General features: G+C 71.2%; 12 protein-coding genes and 4 pseudogenes. 10 read left to right on the top strand and 6 right to left on the bottom strand.

Features of this window, described 5'->3' with window-relative positions:
• Window positions 1-324 precede the first annotated feature (324 nt).
• Complete coding sequence (locus tag ACQ614_RS38385; RefSeq protein WP_431683758.1) at window positions 325-1599, top strand: cyanophycinase; 1275 nt, start codon at window positions 325-327, stop codon at window positions 1597-1599.
• Window positions 1600-1702: 103 nt separating this feature from the next.
• Here the strand turns inward: ACQ614_RS38385 and ACQ614_RS38380 are convergent, their stop codons facing one another.
• The gene (locus ACQ614_RS38380; protein WP_431683757.1) at window positions 1703-3142 is read right to left on the bottom strand and encodes an aspartate ammonia-lyase; all 1440 of its coding nucleotides are present in this window, start codon (window positions 3140-3142) and stop codon (window positions 1703-1705) included.
• Between the two features lie 266 nt (window positions 3143-3408).
• Here ACQ614_RS38380 and ACQ614_RS38375 point away from each other — a divergent pair, with 266 nt between their 5' ends.
• Complete coding sequence (locus tag ACQ614_RS38375) at window positions 3409-4386, top strand: ABC transporter substrate-binding protein (protein ID WP_431683756.1); 978 nt, start codon at window positions 3409-3411, stop codon at window positions 4384-4386.
• A gap of 50 nt (window positions 4387-4436) precedes the next feature.
• Here the strand turns inward: ACQ614_RS38375 and ACQ614_RS38370 are convergent, their stop codons facing one another.
• From ACQ614_RS38370 to ACQ614_RS38355, 4 genes are all read right to left on the bottom strand, one after another.
• Entirely contained in the window at window positions 4437-5141 is a 705-nt protein-coding gene (locus ACQ614_RS38370) for an SDR family NAD(P)-dependent oxidoreductase (RefSeq protein ID WP_431683755.1), read from the bottom strand.
• 115 nt (window positions 5142-5256) lie between these two features.
• The gene (locus tag ACQ614_RS38365; protein WP_431683754.1) at window positions 5257-5547 is read right to left on the bottom strand and encodes a DUF3040 domain-containing protein; all 291 of its coding nucleotides are present in this window, start codon (window positions 5545-5547) and stop codon (window positions 5257-5259) included.
• 461 nt (window positions 5548-6008) lie between these two features.
• Window positions 6009-6731 (bottom strand): alpha/beta hydrolase, encoded by a 723-nt coding sequence (locus ACQ614_RS38360; protein WP_431683753.1) that lies wholly within the window; start codon window positions 6729-6731, stop codon window positions 6009-6011.
• A gap of 326 nt (window positions 6732-7057) precedes the next feature.
• Window positions 7058-8386: a glycosyltransferase gene (locus ACQ614_RS38355; RefSeq protein WP_431683752.1), complete on the bottom strand. Its 1329-nt coding sequence runs from the start codon at window positions 8384-8386 to the stop codon at window positions 7058-7060.
• A 141-nt stretch (window positions 8387-8527) separates the two neighbouring features.
• Between ACQ614_RS38355 and ACQ614_RS38350 the strand changes: the two genes are divergently transcribed.
• From ACQ614_RS38350 to ACQ614_RS38335, 4 genes and pseudogenes are all read left to right on the top strand, one after another.
• Window positions 8528-10582, top strand: coding sequence for a glycosyltransferase family 4 protein (locus tag ACQ614_RS38350; RefSeq protein ID WP_431683751.1), 2055 nt, complete (start codon window positions 8528-8530; stop codon window positions 10580-10582).
• 181 nt (window positions 10583-10763) lie between these two features.
• On the top strand, window positions 10764-11003 hold the full coding sequence (locus tag ACQ614_RS38345) for a hypothetical protein (protein WP_363494739.1): 240 nt from the start codon (window positions 10764-10766) through the stop codon (window positions 11001-11003).
• A gap of 1584 nt (window positions 11004-12587) precedes the next feature.
• Window positions 12588-13460, top strand: a pseudogene (locus tag ACQ614_RS38340) (IS3 family transposase); the annotation flags it as partial.
• Window positions 13460-13690, top strand: a pseudogene (locus tag ACQ614_RS38335) (DUF5713 family protein); the annotation flags it as partial. The pseudogenes ACQ614_RS38340 and ACQ614_RS38335, both read left to right, overlap by 1 nt.
• 24 nt (window positions 13691-13714) lie before the next feature.
• Here the strand turns inward: ACQ614_RS38335 and ACQ614_RS38330 are convergent.
• Window positions 13715-14590 (bottom strand): annotated as a pseudogene (locus ACQ614_RS38330) (IS5 family transposase).
• Between the two features lie 605 nt (window positions 14591-15195).
• Here ACQ614_RS38330 and ACQ614_RS38325 point away from each other — a divergent pair.
• From ACQ614_RS38325 to ACQ614_RS38310, 4 genes and pseudogenes are all read left to right on the top strand, one after another.
• Window positions 15196-15956 (top strand): annotated as a pseudogene (locus ACQ614_RS38325) (transposase family protein).
• Window positions 15957-16184: 228 nt separating this feature from the next.
• A complete protein-coding gene (locus ACQ614_RS38320) occupies window positions 16185-17057 on the top strand; it encodes a C1 family peptidase (RefSeq protein ID WP_431683750.1) in 873 nt (290 codons plus the stop codon).
• A gap of 186 nt (window positions 17058-17243) precedes the next feature.
• Window positions 17244-17555, top strand: a complete 312-nt coding sequence (locus ACQ614_RS38315; protein ID WP_431683749.1) for a winged helix-turn-helix domain-containing protein — start codon at window positions 17244-17246, stop codon at window positions 17553-17555.
• A gap of 28 nt (window positions 17556-17583) precedes the next feature.
• Window positions 17584-18192 carry a transposase gene (locus tag ACQ614_RS38310; protein ID WP_431683748.1) on the top strand — a complete coding sequence of 203 codons (609 nt, stop codon included), beginning with the start codon at window positions 17584-17586 and terminating at the stop codon, window positions 18190-18192.
• The last annotated feature ends 267 nt before the right edge of the window (window positions 18193-18459 follow it).

Below are 18459 nucleotides of genomic sequence, written 5' to 3'. Positions count from 1 at the left end.
CCGTGGGGCCGCGCCGCGAGGCATGACGTTACATCTAATGCTCTTCAATGAACAGATGTAACGAGGGATACGAATGCGTAACGGCCGACCGTCTTCTGAGCACTGCATCGTTTCCGCACCGCATGGTCAAGATTTCCCCTGGGCTGCCGCTACATCTACCAACAACCCGACTCGATCTGTATCTTCCGTTCCCGAGCGCCGATCGGCGCGCCGCCGCTCCCCCGCCGGCGGCCTTCCCCTGCCCCGGACCCCGCGCCCGGGGCAGGGCCCCACACCCCCGGCCCCGCCCCACGAACCGGGCCGGTCTCCCCCACAGGAGCACGCATGTCCGTGTCCGCACGTCCCACCGCCCGCACCGCCGCCCTCGCGGGCGCAGCCGCACTGGCCCTCGCGCTCCTCGCCCCCGCACGGGCGGCGCACGCCGCCCCGATCACCGGCAGCCTGGTGCTCGCCGGCGGCGCGGTCGCCCCCACCAACTCCGCGGTCTACGGCACGTTCCTCACCAAGGCCGGCGGCACCGGCGCACGGATCGGCGTCATCACCGCCGCCTCCGACGTCCCCGCCAACGACCCCAACGCGAGCGACCCCGCCACCTGCAGCAACTCGGTCTGCAACGGCACCTACTACGTCAACCTGCTGAAGAACACCTACGGCGCCGCGGACGCCCAGTGGATCCCCATCGACCTGGACCACATCGCCAACAACTCCAGCCAGAACGTCATCAACCAGATCAACTCGATGACCGGATTCTTCTTCGGCGGCGGCGACCAGAGCCGCCTCGTCACCACCCTGCTCAAGAGCGACAACACCGACTCCCCCGCACTGGCCGCGATCCGCGCCAGGTTCACCGCGGGCGCCGCTGTCATGGGCACCAGCGCCGGCACCACCATCGCCAACGGCCGCGACATGATCACCGGCGGCGAGAGCTGGGACGCGCTGCGCTACGGCTCCTACACCACCGTCAGCAGCAGCTACCCGGACGACCTCACCTACCGCCCCGCGGGCGGTTTCAACTTCTTCACCTCCGGCCTGCTCGACACCCACTTCGCCGCCCGCGGCCGCGAGGGCCGCATCACCCGCCTCGCCGCCGACACCGCCCACACCCGCGCCTTCGGCATCGACGAGGACACCGCCCTCGTCGTCACCAACCCCGGCTCGGCCAACGAGACCGACACCGTGGTCGGCACCAACGGGGTGTCCGTCTTCGACCTGCGCACGGCCACCGTCGGCACCCGCAACGGCTACTGGTCGATCGACAACGTCAAGTGGACCCACCTGACCAGCGGCGACACCTACACCCCCACCACCTGGACGGCCACGTCGAACAAACCTTCCTACACGCCGGGCACCGGCACCGTCGGAAGCCGCTGGAGCGACGTCTTCTCCTCCCCGAACTCCCCCACCGACCACCCCTACCAGATGGTCAAGATGGCCAAGGAGCTGGTCAACGCGGGCAACAGCACCCACCAGTACGGCATCAGCTACGAGAGCGGGCCCACCTTCGAGGCCGACCTCACCAAGGGCACGGGCTACCAGGCGTGGAAGAGTGGCACAACCGTGTCGTTCGCCAACCTCAACACCCACCTGTACGTGTACTGAGACTCCGCGGTTCGACCGCGGAACCGGGCCGGTGCGCCGTGCGGCGCGCCGGCCCGGACCGTTTCTCGGGGCCCCGGGCTCTCCGCCCGGGTACGTGTTCCGGCTAGACCCCGGTGAGACGGCGTGGGTCGAGGATGCCGTCGAGCTGCTCGGAGGGCAGGACGCGCGCCTCTCCCGCGAGGTCGCGCACCGTTCGGCGCTCGGCGACGCAGCGGCGGGCGAGTTCGGTGGACCTGCGGTAGCCGATCACCGGGTTCAGTGCGGTGGCGAGGACGGCGGAGCCGCTGGCGTGGGCGTAGGCACGTTCCGCGTCGGCCTGGATGCCGGCCACGCAGCGTTCGGCCAGCAGCCTGCAGGCGGCGGTCATGCGGCCCAGGGAGGTGAGGAGGGCGTGGGCGATCAGCGGTTCGAACGCATTGAGTTGCAGCTGGCCCGCTTGGGCGGCCATGGCAACGGACGCATCGGCGCCGATGGCGTCGAAGCAGACCTGGGTGACGGCCTCGGGGATCACCGGGTTCACCTTCCCGGGCATGATGCTGGACCCGGCCTGGAGTTCGGGGAGCCGGATCTCGGCGAGGCCCGCCTGGGGACCGGATGCGAGCAGGCGCAGGTCGTTGCACACCTTGATCAGGCGGAGCGCGAACCGCCTGAGGGCGCTGGAGAGTTCGATGAAGGCTCCGACGCCCTGGGTGGCCTCGACGAGGTCACGGGCGGGCCGCAGCGGCATGCGGGTGATGCGGGCGAGATGATCGGTGCACGCTTCGGCGAAACCGGGGTGGGCGTTGAGGCCGGTGCCGATGGCGGTGCCGCCCATGGTGACCTCGCACAGAGCGCGGGCGGCGTGCTCGACGGCGGTGGTGTCGTCGCACACGCCGAGCGCGAAGGCTCCGAACTCCTGACCGAGGGTCATGGGGACCGCGTCCTGCAGCTGGGTCCGTCCGAGCTTGACGACGTCACCGAAGGCGTGGGCGCGGTCGGCGAGGGCGTCGGCCAGGACGCCCTGGGCCAGGCCCAGTCCGCGGGCGGCCGCGTGCAGCGCGATCTTCACCGCCGTGGGGTAGGCGTCGTTGGTGCTCTGCCCGAGATTGACGTGGTCGTTGGGGCCGAGACGGGCGTAGTCGCCGCGCACCGCCCCGAGGATCTCCAGCGCGCGGTTGGCGATGACCTCGTTGGCGTTCATGTTGGTCGAGGTCCCGGCGCCGCCCTGGAGGACGTCGACCACGAAGTGCTCGTGGAGGGCGCCGGCACGGATCTCCTCGCAGGCGCGGACGATGGCCCCGGCCCGCTCGGCGTCGAGGACACCGAGGTCGCGGTGGGCGAGGGCGGCGGCCTGCTTGACGGAGGCGAGTGCGGACACGAGTTCGGGGTGGGCGGAGAGCGGGATGCCGCTGAGCGGGAAGTTCTCCACGGCACGCAGCGTGTGGATGCCGATGTAGGCGTCCGCCGGGAGATCGCGGTCGCCGATCAGGTCGTGCTCGGTCCGCAGGGGGCCTTGGCCTTCCGGGAAAGTGCGCGAGGGAGTGGAGCCACCGGTGCTGGTCATGGGGCAGTCCTGGGGAGGTCGGAGGGAGTGTCGAAGCCGAGATGTAGCGCACGTTACAAGAGCGCGCAAAGCAAATCTATAAGTAACACCCATGGGGACCACCCCGTCACACTGCACCCGCCGATCCAGGGCCTTCCCGCGCCAGGGCGCACCGTTGCAGGACCGTAACTCTCAATACATTCACACATGACTTCGAGTAGATGTAACTTCTGGTTCGCGCCGATGGCGGCGCACCTCCCCTTCCTCCTCCGACAGAGGGCTCCCCCATGACCTCCTTCCGCTCCCCCCTGCCCCGTCGCGCGACGGTCGTCGCCGCGCTGACCGTCTCCGCCCTGTCGCTCAGCGCCTGTTCGAGCTCCGCCGACAAGTCCTCCGACGCCGCTCCGGCCACGGCCGGGTCGTCAGCCCCGGTGACCGTCAAGGGCATCCCGATCTCGGCGGACGGGAAGCTCACCGCCATGCTTCCCGAGGCGATCCGCAAGGCCGGGAAGGTCCGGGTCGCGACCGACCTGCCCTATCCGCCGTTCGAGATGTACGTCTCCGAGGGCAGCAAGGAGATCACCGGCATCGACTACGACCTCGGCCAGGCCATCGGCGCCCGGCTGGGCGTGGAGCTCGAGTTCACCGGCCAGAAGTTCGACGGCCTGCTGCCCGCCGTCCAGGCCGGCAAGTTCGACGCCGTGATGTCGGCGATGACCGACAAGAAGGAGCGTCAGCAGGCGGTCGACTTCGTCGACTACGTCAACGCGGGCCCGGGCTGGCTGGTGAAGAAGGGTAACCCGGACGGCATCAAGGTCGTCACCGACGTCTGCGGCAAGAGCGTCTCCGTCCAGACCGGCACCAACCACCAGAAGATCCTCGAACAGCGCCAGGAGCTGTGCAAGCAGCAGGGCAAGCCGGCGATCACCGTCCTGGCCTTCCCGAAGGACTCCGAGGCCCAACTCGCCCTGCGCTCGGGCAAGGTCTCTGCCGACTTCCTCGACGAGGTCACCGCCGCCTACGTCGCGGAAACCGCGGACAACGGCACCGCCTTCGACACCGTCTCCGGCAAGGAGGCCGTCGGCCCGACCAGCGCCTCGCCGATCGGCATCGGCATCTCCAAGTCGGCCCCCGGCCTCAAGGAGGCCGTCCGGGCCGCCCTCCAGTCCCTGATGGACGACGGCTCCTACAAGAAGATCCTCGAGGCGTACCACGTCCCCAACATCGCCATTCCGCAGGCCACGATCAACGGCGCCCTCGACTGATCCACCGGCCGGTGACCAACGGGTCGTCAGGGTGCGGCCGGCCGCGGCTCCTACATCAGGAGCCGCGGCCCACCACCGACGGGGTCCGGGGCGAGGAGGGCCGCACCCGAGACGAGGCCGTCGAGGACGGCCGTCGTCCACGGCCCGGTCCTCGCACCGCGCGGCAGCCCTGGAGCGGTTCCGGTGACGGCCCGGTCCGCCAAACCGGTGTCGAGGTGCGGCAGTCGGGCGTCGAGCACCGAGATCCCGTTGCGCCGCTGCTCGACGCGGACGGTGGCGAGCCAACCGCAGAGCGCCGCCTTCGAGGCCGCGTAGGCCGCGGTTCCCGGTGTCGGACGGTCGACCACGACCCCGGACAGGGCGCCGATCGCACCCTCCCGGCCGATCGCGTGGACGGCTCCTCCGAGAACGGACATGGGTGCGAGGGCGTTCACCGCCAGGAGGTGCTCCTCGACCGAGGCCGGCATGTCCTCGGCCCGGCCGAACGCGACGGCCCCGAAGGCCACCAGGGCGGCCTCCAGACCGTCGAGCAGGTCCGCCGCGGCCGGGGCGAGCCCCCGGCAGGCGTTCAGGTCGTAGGCCTCGAAAACCAGACCCGGCGGGCCGCCGAGTCGTCGGGCGACTTCCGCGAGCCGTTCCGGATCCCGCCCGGCCGGCACCACCCTCGCTCCGCCCTCGGCCGCCGCGAGGGCGATCCCGCCGCCGAGGACACCGGTGGCACCGGCCACAAGCAATCGGAGCCCGTCGAGCTTCACGTCATCCTCCGGGTGCCTGATCGGCGGAGACCCGGCGACCAGTCGCAACGCCCCGGAGTTTCCGCGCCGTCAGGTCCAGGCGGAACGCGGTCGACGGACATGGCGCCTGACCTCTTCAGCCCGGCGCCAGACGCGAGAGCCTGCGGAAGCCGACGACGAGCGCCGCCGCCGCGACCCCGGCCGGACCCGCGGCCGCGGTGAGGCTCGCAGCCGCACAGAGTGCGAAACCCGCGGTGGCCAGTGCCAGGACGCTGACGGCCAGAGCCAGGAACCGGGGCCGCCGTGCCAGGCGGCGGACCGAGGCCCGCCGGCCGAGCAGCCTGTCGAGGTCCGGATCGGTGAGACGGAGTCGGCGTTCGAGCCGGTCGAGGTCGCGCAGCTCGCGCTCCGTCAGTGGCGCGGTCACGGCGATGCACCTCCCTTGGCGGACTGCGAAGAGCCTCTCATCGCCCCCGTGCCGTCCCGACTCGCAGCGATTTCGCACCGTGCCCTCCACGGCATGCCCGACATCGGCGGGCTGCTCGTGGACAGGGGCCACGCGCTCCGCTCCCTGCGGCGGCACGCTGCCACGAGACCGGCGGTCGGCGCCCCGCCGAGGCGCAGCGGGGAGAGCGATCGGGATTGCCGGCCGCACTACGCCGGGTTGCCGGTCCGGGCGGGCGGCACCGGCCGTGGGCGGCAACGGGCCGGGGCCGCCGACGGCGGAGCCGTCCGCCCGCGCGTCGGGCGGCAACGGGCCGGACGGCTCCGGTCGATGCCCGATGAGCACTGCGGCGCCACCTGCACACCGGGGTTTCGAGGCATGGCGCCTGGTGGTCGGAGCCGAACGGGTGACAGCCCCCGGTTGCCGAGGACGGCAGGGCACCGTCACCACGGGCGCGGGGCCGCCCCCGGCGCGGTGCTGCCGAACACCTTCGGCCCCGCCACGTGGCCGGCCGTGCGGACGAACAGGTCGCCCGCCAGGACGGCCGCGACCGCGTCGACCGTGAGCCGGTGCCAGCCTCTGGCGTCGCGCAGCATGGCGTGTCCGCCGCACGGCATGGCCACCGTTCCCACGCGCGCGCGGGCGGCAGCGGCTCGGCGGGCCAGAGCCCAGGACTGCTCGGCGGACGTCACGCGGTCGTGTTCGTCGTGGAGGATCACCAGGCTCCGTCCGGCCAGGTGGGCGACGGGTTCGTCCGGTGGGCACCAGGGTGCCAGCGCGACCACGCCGCGGACACCGGGGCGGTCGGCAGCGGAGATCGCCGCCCGGCCGCCCATCGAGTGTCCGACCAGGGCGATCGGAAGACCCGGCACGAGGGCGGCCAGCTCCTGCAGGGCCCGGCGCGCGTCGTGCACCGGATGGGCCGCGCGGCCGTTCCAGCCCCGGTGGCGGTATCGGACCCGGGCTATCAGCACGGCATCGCCCGGGAGCCCGCGGCGCAGCGCTCGGGCGATCAGGTCCATGCGGCGCGCGGGAAGGTTGAGGCGGGTCGGTGCGGCGAGCGAGTCGGCGCGGCCGCCGTGCAGCAGGACCACCACGACCCGCGGGCTGTCGGGAACGTGCAGGAGGTCGAGGGCGTCCGTCGGCGGAGCCGGAGGCTTGGTCATCCGGTGCTTCTCCTGTTCGGGCCGGGTGCTGTGAGGCGTAACCCCGGCCGGGAGCACCGGGGCCGGGGCTGCGCGTCCGGCTCACGCCGGTGCCCAGGTGCTGCGATCACCTGCTGCATGAACCCTTCGGCGCCGACGGAGCCGGGGATTGGTGGAGTCTCAGGCCTCATCCAGACGAGTGATACAACGGCGGTCGGCTCGCCGCGCCCGTCGTGCGGAAGCAGCGTCGCGGGATTCGTGTCACGCAGCACGCGAGCGGCGGGCCCGTCGGACGGGCCGCGGTCCGTCCGACGGGCGTGGTGGCACGGCGCCCGGACGTGCCCGGGTCAGCGCATGAGCCGGAGCAGGTGCTCGGCCGCCCAGTCCGGTCCGCGGCGGAGGACCGCCGTGCGCACGGCCTCGTTGGCGCTCCTGGCACCGGTGAGGAGGCGTTCGACCGCACGGCCCGCGGTGTCCGCGGTCAGTGCGTTCGGGTCGAGGCTCAGGCCGAGGCCGGCGCGTTCGAGGTCGTGGGCGATGGCGAACTGGTCGCTGGAGAACGGGAGGGCGAGGGCGGGCACGCCCGCGGCGAGGCATTCGGTGAACGAGTTGTTGCCGGCGTGGTGGACCATGGCGGACGCACGTGTCAGCAGGGCCTGCTGCGGGATGCGGTCCGCGACGTGGAACCGGTCAGCGGGCGCACCGGCGGCGACCAGCGCGGAGGAGACCTCGTCCACCCGCTCGCCCGCCGCGACGACCAGGGCCGCGGAGGTGTGGCGCAGCACCCCCTCCGCGACGGTCGCCAGGACGTCGTGACGGGCCGAGAGGAAGGTGCCGAGGGCCAGCAGGACGAGGGGGCGGCCGCCGGCGGTGAGGCGGTCGACGACACCGGTCCACGGCGGGGCCGGGGGCGGCGGCTGGGTGCAGTGGCCGCACCACAGGGCGGCGGCGCCGGGTGACGGGGCCGGCAGCCAGGGGAGTTCGGGGTAGTTGTAGACGACTGCGCGCGGGGAGCTGAGGGCGAAGGCGCGGTCGGGCCGGGGCCGGTGCGGGGCGTGGCGGTCGACGACCTCGTGGAAGGCCGCGGTGAAGGCGCGGTCGTTGTCGGCGGCGGCACGGGTCAGCCTCTCCAGGGCCTCGGCCGTGGGTCGGACGGTGTCCGGCCACGCGTACGGCAGGCCGAAGTAGGCGTCCGGCCCGGCCGGGATGTAGGTGGGGTGGCCGGGGCAGAACGTGGCGTACGGCAGTCCGAGGCAGTACAGGGCCAGTGTCGCCGGGTAGGCGAGTTGGTCGACCAGGTACCAGTCCGGCCGCAGCCGGCGGTGCAGGGCGCGGACGTCCTCGAGGACGCGGTCGGGTTCGGCGAGGAGGTCGGCCCTGCGGTGGGCGGCCTGGGTGAGCAGGGCCTCTGCGGCTCCCCGGAAGGTGGCGGTCAGGAACTCGCGCAACCGTGCCGCCTCGGCCGGGTCCTGACGGGTCCGTTCGGCGACGCCGTGGTTGGCGTTGCGGGTCACGGCGAGTTCGGTGAAGCCGATGCCGGTCCGGGCTGCGAGCGGGGCGAAGGCGGTGGTGGAGGCCAGGTCGACGCGGGCGCCGGCGGCCCGCAGGGCGGTTCCCAGCGCTGCCAGTGGTTCCGCGTGCGAGACGAACGGCGGGCTGATGACGACGACGTGCACGGCGTGTCCCTCTCGGCCGGGCGGGTCCTTCCGATGATGCCAGGCCGCGAGCCGCGGCCGCGGTGACGGAACGCGCCAATCCGATGTGCGGAGCGCGCCGAACAGCCCCCGGCTCGCCGGATCCACGAGAGGCAGGGGCGTATGCGGGACCGAACGGATTCTCCACCGTCCACCGGCGCCGACGTGCGGGCGCCGGGCCAGGAGGACGAACTGCAGGCGTGGCGCCGCCACTTCTGGGTGGACGGGGTACCGCCCGGCACCGCCCGGGACCTGCTGGGCGCGCTGGCTGAGGCGGAGTACGGCCGAGCGGCCCGGTCGGACCGCGACCCGACCGGACTTCCGGCTGCCGACCTGGCGGCAGCCGCAGCCAGGACGGCGGCCAGGCGACCCGGCACGGCCGGCCTGCCGCCGCTCCCGGCCGCGGCCCGCCACGGGGCGGACGTGCGCACGGCCGTTGCCGAGGCATGGGCCGCATGCGCGTCGACCGACGCACGGGCGGCGACCCGGGAGTTGCGGACGCGTCTGCTCGCCCTGCCGCCGTACGAGGAGGCGGCGTTCCTCCTCGACCTGGCGGAGGCGCACGGGCTGCAGCCGCTCCGGGCCGGCGAAGTCGCGCGGTGGACGGCCGGTGACAGGCGGGTGCGGCACGCCGCGCTGCGGTACCTGTCGGGCGTCCCGCGCGGCGCCGCCGTCCTGGCCGCGGTGCCGCCCCGTAACGGGGACGTCTACGAGAACCTGTTGTGGTCGGCGTCCTGGCACCGGCAGGATCCTTCGGCGCCGCAGGCCGCCGCCTTCCGCGACGCGGTCCGCCTGCTTCCGGCGGCCCCCTCGGGCGGGCCGGTGGTGGCCCAGTCCATGCTGCTCGGCGGTCTGGACGAGCCCGGCGTGGGAATGAGCGGCGGGATGAGCGTGCTGCTCTCGGCGCTGGGTGACGCGCTCGCGGCCACCGGCCGCATCTCGCGGGTGCTGACCCTGGTCGCCGTCGGCCGGCCGGTCCTGCGCGACCGGTCCGCCGGCCTGGTGTCGCCCCTGGGCACCGAGCACTGGCAGGTCGGGATCCCGGTGGACGCCGACGGTCCGCCCGACCCGGCGGCCATGGCGGCGCACCGGCCCGCGGTCTCGTGGTGGGCGGCGCGCCTGCTCGCCCTGCCGGGTGCGAGGCCGCGGATCGTCCACGTGCGGTTCGCGGACGACGGCTCGCTGGCGGTCGCCGACGCCGCCCGTCGCTGCGGCGCCCGTCCGGTGTTCACCGTGACGCCCGATCCGCACCGCACGATGGCCGAGCGTCACGCGGGCCTTCCGGTCCGTGCGGAGACGGAGGCGGCCCGGTCGCTCCGCGCCGACCTGCACCGCGTCTTCGTCGCGGACCGGCTGGTCGCCCGTGCCGGTCTTCTGGTGACCATCCCCGCGCGGGCCGGCACGGGCGACCTCGCCGCCCACTTCCCGCAGCTCTCCGGCGGCACGCAGGTCCGCCGCGTGGAGGTGCCGGAAGGGATCCCGCCCTTCGTTCCCCGGCCCGGCGACACCGAGCTGGCGGACGCGATGACGGCCCGGCTGTTCGCCGGCGGCGGCCGGCCGGACGGGCTCGACCCCGAGGACCGGGATCTGCGGCTGCTGCTGTGCGTGGGGCGCCTGCACCCCGTCAAGCAGCAGGACCGGCTCGTGGAGGCATGGTTGGACACCGGGCTGTACCGGTCGACGACGCTCCTGCTCGTCGGCGGGTCACCGGGCCGCGCCACGGCCGTGGAGACCGGTGTGCGCGCCGCCGTCGCCAAGCTCCTCGCCGGGCAACCGCTCGGCCGGCGGCGGGTCGCGCTGTGGCCCGCACTGCCCAACCGGCAGGTGCGCGTCCTGGAGCGGGCACTCGCGGACGGCCGGGTCGGCTCGGCCGTGTACGTGTGCCCGAGCGCCAAGGAGGAATTCGGCCTGGCCGTACTGGAGGCCATGGACGCCGGTCTCGCCGCGGCCGGGCCGGAACGCGGCGGAGTGCCGCACTACATCAGGCACGGTGTCAACGGCTTCCTCCTGGACACCGGCTCGGGCGCCGGCCTGAGGGCCGGGTTGTTGTCGGTGTGCGCCACACCGCAGCCGGAACTGGACGCCGTGGCCGCGCGCGCCCGACGGACCGTTGGACGCGGCTACTCGGTCGATGCCATGGCCGGGACGCTGGCCCGGGCGTACACGGAAGTCGTCTGACGCCCAGTGCTCCTCCTTGTGCCGGTCCGGGCGTTCCGGGCCGTCCCGCCCGCTCACCGGGGACGCGGATCCGCCGGGCACGGAGGCATCGCTGCGACTCGGTGCAGGACCGCTGCGAGTACGGGCCGGTGGAGGAGCCGCCGATGGTGGGAGGCAAGGACTTCGCGACAAGGAGCAGATCATGTCTGTCATTCGGAAGCTTCACGAGGCCGGTCTGACCAGCGAGCACGCCTACACGGCCGCATTCGCGTCGATCGGCCTGTCGCTGCTCAGCTGGGGCGTCTCGATGAAGGCGGAACAGGCCGGCGTGGAACGGGCCGACCGCTGGGGCATCTTCATCGGCGAGTGGGCGCCGACGTTCTTCGCCCTCGGCCTCGCCCTGGCGAACCACGAGAAGCCCGCGACCACCGCGTTCGGGTAGGCCGGTTGCGGACGGCAGGAATAGCGGTCACAGGTCAGGCCTCGAGGGTCGGACGCGGACCGCCGTCGCGGTCCGTGCAGGTGCCGACCGGGGTGAGAACGGCTCCGCACCCCGGCGGTGAACCAGCGCCCGACCGCCTCAACGGGCCGGCAGCTCCCGTCGCCCGCAATCACGCTGCGGCAACGGGATCGACCCGGCCGCGCAGCAGGAGCGGCCGCGGGCGCCCGGGCGGGGGGCTGGTGAGGTGTCGCCGGTGGGGCGGTCGGAGTCGTCACCGGTCTGATCCGTTGTCCACGGCACCGCTGATCGTTCCGGCTCGGTCCCGCCGACGGACCGTGGTCGGCGTCCACGAACCCCGCCGCGCCTCAGCCGTTGTCCGCGGATGGTCCACCCACCGTCCCGGCCGGGCCGATGAGTGCGCCGTCGAACGGCGCCATCGCGCCGGCCCGGGACGTTCCCACGAGGGCGGGTGGTCACGAAGGACCACGCCACCGGCGGCATGGTGTGCGCCTCCCGCGTCACGGCCGACGGTCCGACGCTGGACGTGTGCCGGGCCCGCCGGGGCGCGGCCTCGTGCCGGCGGAGACCGGCCGGCCAGCGCACGTGGCCCTGCTCCGGGCGAGGTGGGGGGCGGGCCGATACGTCCCATCGCCTCGGCCAGCCTCTGGAGGAGGGCCTCGTCGGCGACGACCTCCAGCACCGCCAGGAGCGCATCCACCATGAAGCCGTCCCCGTCGGCCACCGCCCGGAGGATGCGTTCCACCAGATCCTGTGGCTCCGGACCGTGCATACGGGCGGGAGTCATCCCGTACGCCCCGCATTGTCAGCCGCCCCCGTCGGCCCGCCACGCACAAAACGGCACCGGCCGCGTCCTTCTGCGGTGGACCACCGCAGTGCGCCCGTCGGCCGGCCGGTCGAGGGGCGGTGGTGAGCTGCACACCGGTCATCCGGGCTCCTCCGCTGCCTCCGTCTGCCACACGCGTGGCCGTGGCCCTATTGCTTCGTGGCCGAGGCACCTGCGGATGGCGCCACGGGCCGGCCGTGTCCACGCGGCGCACGAAACGGAGGCCACACAGCGGCGGTGTAGCGTCCGGCTCGGTCGGGCTGTGGGGTATCGAATGCTTCGCGGGCACATCGACCGGCCGCACCACCGCAACCTGCTCGGCGAGGTAGCTGACTCGCCTGTCGCCACGGCATGCTGGGAGTACCTGACCGGCTGGCCCTGGCACGATGATCGCGTGCCGTTCACCGCGGTCTCCGTTGTTCACGGCTCGGGCCGGCAGGCCGGCGACACGGTCCTAGCCCGGGCAGCCGGGGTTCTGCCAGTTGGAGAAGCGCGGACATGTGGTTCGCGGATGGGCTGAACTCGGCGTCAGGGAGACGCCCGAGGACACTGGCACCGACATGACCTGGACCGGGGAGCTCACGATCGCCGGACTCCCCGCGCCGTCGAAGTCGCCGTTCTGTGGGACGGGGCGTCTTCGGCCGCGTGTTGAGCCACCTGCTCAGCTGAAGGGACCTGTCCCCGAGTGGTGGACACCTTCGATCCCGGTGCTGGTAGGGGCCGGGTAGGAGGAATCTCTTATGGTGATGAGGGTGTACTCGCCGCAGTTCAAGGCTGACGCCGTCGCGCTGTACCTGTCGGATCCGGACCACACTTTCGAGGGTGTGGGCAGGGATCTGGGGGTCGCGCGGGGGACGCTGCGGAGCTGGGTGCAAGCCGAGCAGGCCCGCCGGGGGCAGGCCGGCACGACGAGCAGGGACATGAACGACAAGAAGACGGGGATCCGCGCCGGTCGCCGACGAGCTGCGGGCGGAGAACGAGGCCCTGCGCAAGGAGCTGGCCCAGGTGCGCAAGGAGAACGAGAAGCTGGCCACGGAGAGGGACATTCTGCGGAAGGCGACGAAGTTTTTCGCCTCCGAGATGACCTGGTGACCCGCTGCCAGTTCATTGAGGACCACCACAGCGCCTACGGCGTGAAGCGGTTGTGCCAGGTGTTGGAGGTGGCCCGCTCCAGCTTCTACAAGTGGCGGGCCGGCCGATCGGCACGGGAGGAGAAGGAACGGGCGGACGTCCGGCTGGCCGAGCGGATCCGGGCCGTGCACACCGAATGGGACGGAACCTGGGGCCGCCCTCGGATCACCGCCGAGCTGCGGGAGTCGGGCCTGGAGGTGAACCACAAGCGGGTCGGTCGGGTGATGCGCAAGTTCAACATCGCCGGACTCCGGCTGCGGAAACGGCACGTGACCACGGTCCCGGAACCGTCCCGGGCGCCGGTGCCGGACCTGCCCGGCCGTGACTTCACCGCCACCGCACCGAACACGAAGTACGTCGGCGACATCACGTATCTCCCGGTCGGGGACGGCGAGTTCCTCTATCTGGCCACCGTGATCGACTGCTTCTCACGACGTCTGGTGGGCTGGTCCCTCGCCGACCACATGCGCACCGACCTGGTCTGTGCGAGCGCATCGAGGCCGAGCGGCCGTCGGGTCTGGAGGCCCTGTATGCGCTCACCCAGGCTGCCACCGAGGAGTTCAACCTGCTGGACAGGGAGTTCATGGCGGCCGGGAGCGGGATCGAGACGGTCGCGCACGAGTGGATCTGCGACGAGTTCTGCTTCGTCGCATCGGCATACGAGTTCGCGAACGCGGAGGCGGAGGAGCTGACCGCCGGCCGGGACTGGTGACCGAGGACGGGAACGCCACCCCGGTCAGAGCCACTCGTTGAGAGCTGCGATCAGCACGGTCGCCTCGTAGCGAACAGCGAACTTGTCTTACCGCGTGGCGACAGCACGGTGCGTCTTGAGGCGGTTGATCCCGCACTCGACCGCATGACGCTCACGGTAGTCAGCCTTGTCGAACTTCGGCGGCCGGCCGCCGCGGGAACCGAGCTTCCGCCGGTTGCGCGCCTGGTCGGCCTTGTCGGGGATGGTGCAGCGGATCCCGCGGCGGCGCAGGTAGGCGCGGTTCTTGCGGGAGGCGTAGGCCCGGTCCGCCCGCACGCGATCGGGGCGGACCCGCGGCCGACCCGGTCCGACACGGGGCACGCGGACCCTCTCCAGAACAGCTTCGAACTGCGGCGAGTCCCCGCGCTGCCCAGCGGTCACCACGATCGACATGGGCTTCTGACCCTGCTCCACTGCCAGGTGGACCTTGGTGGTGAACCCGCCGCGCGACCTCCCCAGCCCATGGTCACCGGGCTCGGTGAAGATGCCGCCAGGCGGTTCCTTCTGCAGCTCGCCGTGCTTGCGGGCTCCAGCCGCATGCTGATGCGCGCGGCAGACCGTGGAGTCGACGCTCAGGTCCCATGCGATCGCCCCCTTCGCGTCGGCCAGGGACTGGAGCCGGGTGAGGATCCACTGCCAGGTGCCGTTTCGCTGCCACCGGCGGAAGAGGTCGTAGACCCGGCTCCACGGTCCGTACTCGGCGGGGACGTCCCGCCACGGAACACCGGTCCGGACACGGAACCGTATGCCGTCGATCAACTGCCGCCGAGCCCAGACCGGCGGTCGCCCCGCCCTGGCGCCCTTCGGCAACAACGGCTCCAGCACCGCCCACTGCTCGTCTGTGAGATCTCCCCGACCCATGAACTGTGATCATCCACAGCCCAAGATCCACTTTCGATACACGGCCTAGGGTGACCTCGACCCCCCGCGTCGATTCCGTCAGCGACTTGATGCCCTGCGTGCGTCCTTGACCCGGGAGATTAGCAGGTACCCCGGACAGCACCCGCCCCAGCCCGACGCGCATGCGAAACCACCCATGCGGGCGTGCGGCAGCCTGGTGCGCGCGCGCGTCCAGCACGAAAGCGGCTGCGCGTGCGCATGGAACCAGATTGGGCAAGTGCGCCTCGCCCCACCGCACAGCGGCTCTCCCTGGCGGTACTGAAAGTACTGCAGTAGCGGCGAGCGCCAGGAATAGCGAGCGAGAACGCGTGCGGTCGCGGGCTTGCCGGAAGCGGTCCTGGCCCTCACCCGCCGCACCGTCACCGCCCATGCCAATGGCCAGACCGACCGCCGCGCCCTCCTCGATGTCCTCGGACTCCTGCAGCGCACTCCAAGACACTGAGAGTTTTCAGGCTGGGCACCGATCGGGTGACGGTCGGGCGGTCGGCTTGAGGACAGAACGAACGAGGCTCCCGGGCGGTTGAGCGAGATGTCTCACGTCTCAAGCAACCAGCCAGGGAGCCTCGTTGGTCACCTGTCCTGCCGCACTGGACCTGCCGCACGCGCTCGTTGAGCGGGTCACCATGCTGATCGTCACCCGCGAGGGTGACCGCCGATGCAAGCTCCGGCCCTCCCAGCGAGCCCTGGTCGCGCTGGTGTACCTGCGCAAGCACGACACGCTCGCCCAGATTGCCGCCGGTTTCCGGATCAGCGTCGGCACCGCCCACGCCTACATCCAGCAGGTCACCGACCTTCTCGCCCGCAAAGCACCCGGCCTGACCCGGGCCCTGCGCGACGCCGACCCGGAGTACGTCCTGGTCGACGGCACCCTCGCCGAGTGCGACCGTGTCGGCGACGGCCGCGCCGACTACTCCAGCAAACACCGCCGCCACGGCGTGAACCTCCAGGTCATCACCGGCCCGACGGGCGGGCTCGTGTGGACCTCCCGCATCCTGCCCGGCCGCACCCACGATCTGACCGCCGCGCGCACCCACCGCATCGTGAAGACCTGCGTCCGGCTCCGCATCCCTGCCCTGGCCGACATGGCGTACACCGGCGTCGGGGAACGTTCGCCGTACCCATGAGGCGCCCGCCTCGCGGAGAACTCACGGCCGGACAGAGATCGCTGAACCGAGCCCACGCCCGGCTCCGCCACCCCGTGGAACGCGGCGTGGCCACCGTGAAGCGCTGGAGGATCTTCCGGCACGCCCGCTGCAGTCCGAACTGGCTGACGTCAGCAGCCGAGGCGGTCCTCACCCTGGAGCTGCATCGCCGAAAAGGCTCATAGTTAAGCACAACACTCCAGTGATCAAACATTGACCCCCAAGGATCACATCGCATGCGTACTTACATATGAGAATCGATGGCCTCGAGGCTGGCACGAACTCCCCGCATTGGTGCCTTCAGGTGACATAAGCGCCGATTCTGTGAAGCGGGGACCATATGGGGGTATCCGGTAGTCTCGCACCATCCGCCCCACAGTAGATTTGGACTGCGCAAAGTGGAGACAATTAATATGAAGAATATTGTCAACGGGAAGGGCATGGGGTGGCTCCCGGACCGCCCGGACATTCGGGACTTCACCAAAAATACCAACGGAATCCCCGGACTCGTCGAGCGCACCGGCGTCCTCAAGATGGCGGTGGGGAACCAGCCGGATAGCGTGGACTTGCGTCAATTCTGTTCACCGATCGTGGATCAGGGTGCGCTGGGCTCATGCACTGCGAACGCAGCTTCAGGCATCCTGGAGTACTTCGAGATCCGGGCTCACGGGAACTTCATGCCCGCCTCGCGTCTTTTCATCTACAAGGCGACTCGCGACCTCCTTCAGTGGACCGGTGATACGGGCGCCTACCTCCGCTCCACCATGGGTGCGATCACGCTGTTCGGCGCACCCCCGGAGAAGTACTGGCCGTACGACATCCCCGCGTTCGAGACCGAGCCCTCTGCCTTCCACTACGCATTCGCCAGCAACTACCAGGCGCTCACTTACTACCGCTTGGATCCGCCTGGCACGCCGGCCAGTGACCTCCTCGCGGATATCAAAGCGCACGTTGCTTCCGGAATTCCCTCCATGTTCGGATTCGCCGTGTACGCGAGCATCCTGCAAGCCCCCAATGGGAACATCCCGTTCCCGTCCCCCAACGAAACCCTCCTGGGGGGACATGCTGTCATGGTGGTCGGCTATGACAACAATCGGGCGGTGACAAACCCGCTGGACGGAAGCACCACCACGGGAGCTTTCATCATTCGCAATTCCTGGGGAACCAGCTGGGGTGACTCCGGGTACGGCTACATGCCCTATCAGTACGTCCTTCAGGGTCAGGCGGAGGACTTCTGGGTGATGGTCAATCAGGAGTACCTGGAGACAGGAAAGTTTGACGCCTAACTGCGGTAGCGCCGGTATTTCTGCGAGCTCGGAGCCGACCCGGCAACGGCCATATTGATCCGAAACGGTAGGGGTTCTGGGTTGTTGAACACCGCGTGACTGAACTGGAGGGGACGCGCGGCACTTGTCGCCGTCGGTGCAGGAAGCGTTGCGGCTGCGGGCGGTGACCGCGAGGACGTCGCAGCGGTGTTCAAGGTCTCGGTCGAGGCGGTGGACGGCTGGTGGGCGAAGCGGCCGGCCGGCGGGCGTGAGGCGCTGATCGGGCGTCCACGGGGGCGGCGGGTCGGGGACCATCAGGTGTTGCCCGAGGCCGAGCAGGCGGCGCTTCGGCAGGCCGTACTCGACCACCAGCCGTGCGACCTGGGACTTCCCGGGCAGCTGTGGACGCGCGCCCAGGTGGGTGCGCTGATCGCGAAGCTGTACCGGGTGCGGCTGACCGAGCAGGGGGTCGGCAAGTACCTGCGGCGCTGGGGGCTGTCGTTCCAGCGCCGCAGGTAAGCGGGCCGTCGAGCAGAACCCCGAGGCCGTGCGTGGCCGGCTCGAGGAGGCCTGGCCGGCGATCCACGCGAAGGCGAGGGCCGAGGGAGCCGAGGCGCTGTTTGCCGACCAGGCCGGCATCCGCTCCGACCAGGTCACCGGCCGCACCCGGGGCGAGAAGGGCCGCACCCGATGGTACGCCGCACAGGCAACCGCTTCTCGGTCAACGCCATGTCCGCCATCAGCACCAAGGGCCGGATGCACTTCATGCGTCTTCACCGAGATCTTCGACGCCAAGGTCATGTGCCGGTTCCTCGACCGGTTCGCCGGCCACTTCGGCCGCAAGGTCCACCTCGTCGAGGACCGGCACTCGGCCCACCGCTCACGGAGAGTCAGCGTCTGGCTGGCCGACCACACCGACCAGGTCGAGCTGCACTTCCTGCCGGCGTACTCACCCGAGCTGAACCCCGACGAACCGGTCAACACCGACCTCAAGCGCAGCCTGCCCATGAGGCACAGGGCCCGCAACCAGTCCGAGCCAGCAGCCGAAGCACGACGCTTCTTCCACCGCCGCCAGCGCCAACCCCACATCGTCCGCGGCTACTTCCACTGTCCACAGGTCCGCTATACCCTCAACGAGAACCAATTGAGTTTCTGATCAATGTATCCGTTTGCGGCTCGGCGCGCAGACGAAGGGGGCCCTGGCTGGTGAGCTGACATTTCAACTCTTCAGCCGGGGCTTCGCTGTCCGTCCGGCGCGGTGCGTCGTCCAGCGCACCGGATGTGCTGCAAGGGGCGCCGTCACGTTGGCTGACAGGGTGAGATGATCTTCGCCGACCAGGTCCCGGGGCTGGCCCGGGCGGTGGCCGGGCTGAACCTGGCCATGATCGCCGCCCAGGGTGGCACGATCGGCAGTTGACCACTC

The organism is Kitasatospora dryopteridis (genome assembly GCF_050749075.1).
Classification (GTDB): domain Bacteria; phylum Actinomycetota; class Actinomycetes; order Streptomycetales; family Streptomycetaceae; genus Kitasatospora.
This window is presented reverse-complemented; position numbering and strand designations above follow the sequence as displayed.

Coding starts and splice junctions, on each gene's coding strand:
- ACQ614_RS38385 (WP_431683758.1), top strand. CDS start 325: ATGTCCGTGTCCGCACGTCCCACCGCCCGCACCGCCGCCCTCGCGGGC.
- ACQ614_RS38380 (WP_431683757.1), bottom strand. CDS start 3,142: ATGACCAGCACCGGTGGCTCCACTCCCTCGCGCACTTTCCCGGAAGGC.
- ACQ614_RS38375 (WP_431683756.1), top strand. CDS start 3,409: ATGACCTCCTTCCGCTCCCCCCTGCCCCGTCGCGCGACGGTCGTCGCC.
- ACQ614_RS38360 (WP_431683753.1), bottom strand. CDS start 6,731: ATGACCAAGCCTCCGGCTCCGCCGACGGACGCCCTCGACCTCCTGCAC.
- ACQ614_RS38350 (WP_431683751.1), top strand. CDS start 8,528: ATGCGGGACCGAACGGATTCTCCACCGTCCACCGGCGCCGACGTGCGG.
- ACQ614_RS38345 (WP_363494739.1), top strand. CDS start 10,764: ATGTCTGTCATTCGGAAGCTTCACGAGGCCGGTCTGACCAGCGAGCAC.
- ACQ614_RS38320 (WP_431683750.1), top strand. CDS start 16,185: ATGAAGAATATTGTCAACGGGAAGGGCATGGGGTGGCTCCCGGACCGC.